Consider the following 2,120-nt stretch of genomic DNA (forward strand, 5'->3'; position numbering starts at 1 on the left):
CCCAGCCGATAGGGGGTTGATCATCGAAGCCGCGTTTGTGCCACTCGATCAACTCGCTCAGTGCCCGCCACTCATCTTCGAAACAGTAGCGCTCGCTGTATGGGGCCATCGTTTGCTGGTAATCCACATCGTGCAAAATTGACATTGTATACATCAACTTATGCAGGCCACTGAGCTTGCCATTTACCATCATGGGGGTTTTTAGCTCCCAGGTATCAATGGCCTTTCCTTGCTTGATGGTCAGGGCGCTAGGGTGAGCGGTTAGGTTATGGATGGCCAGGTATTCCAGCATTTCCAGCTGCTTGTCTTCCGGTGGAACGTTTGTTCCACGTTTGTTCGTGGTCATAGTTGGTCCTCAGTGGACGATTGCCGGTTTTTCTGAGATGATTTTTGCAAGCGCGTCGTAATCGCCTTCTTCTTCCGCCATCCGTAGCAGCGGCCTCATGGCTGTGCGAACAATTGAACCTATGATTTTTTTCGCCTCTTGCTTACTCATAAAATCGCCATCGCTCCCGTCGAGCCTCATAATCGCGATTTTCGTGTTTTTGTACTTCTGCCCATTGTGGTGCGTTATTGTCGCCTGTGACGCCAGCGCGCCAATAACTTCCCCGTCTCTCTCATATATCGCCATGACTTGAATTTGTGCGGCTGTCCGTTCATCGTTCAGGCCATAGCGTGCGCCAGCCCACCTAACTTTTGCGCCATGTTTCTCAGGAATATGCTGCATGGAATAAACGGCGTCAGCAAAAGCAACCGCATCCATATCCCAGTCTTTTATCCCGCATTTGTTCATCGAGGCGACAGTAAACTCAGCACATTCTGAGCCAAGGATTTGCGTTAGAGAGCGCATTTCTTTCATGTTCATTATGTGTCCTCAGTGGTACTGGGAGGGGGCGGATATTTGGCCTATTGCATCCATATCCCCGTTCTCGTCTATAGCACCAAGTAGAGCCTCCATGTTCCCCATGAACAGCATTCTGCCGTGCTCTATTGCTACTTTTTCAGGGGGCGCGGTGGCTCCTTTTTTAAGGACATAGCCTGCGATTTTTAACTCAGGGACATCGACATCCTTCGTCATAACAACCTGCACAGTCAGCGCGCATACCGGCTCATCGTCTTTCTTGTAAATCGCGACAACATCTATTTTCGTTTCGGTTTTGTCGTCGCTCATTTTGTATCGAGTGGCCACCCATTCCACGCTCGCCCCGTCATGCGGTGGGATTGGGTTAAATCGGGTGTACCCATCAACAAAGATTTCTTCGTCGATTGGCCAGCCTTTTAGCCCGTCCTTCTCAAAGCAATAGTGTATGATCATGGCCCCTTTTGGGCCGACGATTTGCGTCAGGGAAAGTTCGTTGGTCATGGCATAACCCTTTCAAAATCTTCTGCCGATTGCAGAACGAGATCTGCCATTCCTTCCGGTAGCCTTTCCAGTAGGCGGTCAAACTTAGCTTGGCCATGTAGCTTTCCATGCTCCAGAATTGCGCCAGTTACCAGGATTGACATGCGTCCGCTCATATGGTCTTTAATCGCTTCCTCATGCGCTTGGAATTTAGCTTCTATGTCGCTATCTTCCGCCTCATCCCTGTCGATGTAGACCGATAGCTCTGAGTCCGCTTTGCCGTTGTGTTCGTTGCCTGCCTCGCCCAATTTCAGTTGATACGTCCCTAAAATGGTTGCCTCGCCTAGTGTGATTACCATGGCTGAGCGTAGGAAAAGTACGAACCCGCTGCCCTCATCCTCGACGTCATATTCGCCAGTTGTGTAGAGTTCGGTGGCCTCACCGATTTGTGGGGCATTGTCGCCGGTGATCACGAAAATGCGGGTGGTGATGTCGCCGGAAAACTGCTTCCTGTCCAATTCAGCCGAGATTATCGTTGCGAGCCGCTTGTTGATGGGTAGGTTCAGGATTGTTTGATTCATGGGGCCGTCCTTGTTTAATTTCCCGCATTATAGCTATTAGCTAAGATGTTTTCTAACTTTGAAAATTGGTGAAATTTCGGTGGGGGGATACATGAGTAGGGGGGGTAGGGTCGCGCGCCGTGTCCCGCCCCCACCCCCGCCGTAAGTTGTTGATTTTATTGGAGTCGCCGCGCGGCTCCCTGGCGGCGTCGCTGGGG

At 51.0% G+C, this 2,120-nt stretch carries 4 protein-coding genes; all 4 read right to left on the bottom strand.

The features are described from left to right. Positions 1–346, bottom strand: a 346-nt coding sequence (locus H511_RS23000; RefSeq protein ID WP_036759367.1) for a hypothetical protein, incomplete at its 3' end; no start/stop codon positions are given. Positions 347–355: 9 nt separating this feature from the next. Next, complete coding sequence (locus H511_RS23005; protein ID WP_036759369.1) at positions 356–865, bottom strand: hypothetical protein; 510 nt, start codon at positions 863–865, stop codon at positions 356–358. A gap of 9 nt (positions 866–874) precedes the next feature. Then, a complete protein-coding gene (locus H511_RS0109200) occupies positions 875–1,363 on the bottom strand; it encodes a hypothetical protein (RefSeq protein ID WP_027252033.1) in 489 nt (162 codons plus the stop codon). Beyond that, on the bottom strand, positions 1,360–1,923 hold the full coding sequence (locus H511_RS0109205; RefSeq protein ID WP_027252034.1) for a hypothetical protein: 564 nt from the start codon (positions 1,921–1,923) through the stop codon (positions 1,360–1,362). Before H511_RS0109205 ends, H511_RS0109200 begins: the two co-directional genes overlap by 4 nt. Between the last annotated feature and the right edge of the window lie 197 nt (positions 1,924–2,120).

This window comes from Photobacterium halotolerans DSM 18316 (assembly GCF_000425165.1).
Taxonomy (GTDB): domain Bacteria; phylum Pseudomonadota; class Gammaproteobacteria; order Enterobacterales; family Vibrionaceae; genus Photobacterium; species Photobacterium halotolerans.

Excerpts from the sequence above, each read along its gene's own strand:
- H511_RS0109205 (WP_027252034.1), bottom strand. The coding sequence starts at position 1,923 with ATGAATCAAACAATCCTGAACCTACCCATCAACAAGCGGCTCGCAACG.
- H511_RS0109200 (WP_027252033.1), bottom strand. The coding sequence starts at position 1,363 with ATGACCAACGAACTTTCCCTGACGCAAATCGTCGGCCCAAAAGGGGCC.
- H511_RS23005 (WP_036759369.1), bottom strand. The coding sequence starts at position 865 with ATGAACATGAAAGAAATGCGCTCTCTAACGCAAATCCTTGGCTCAGAA.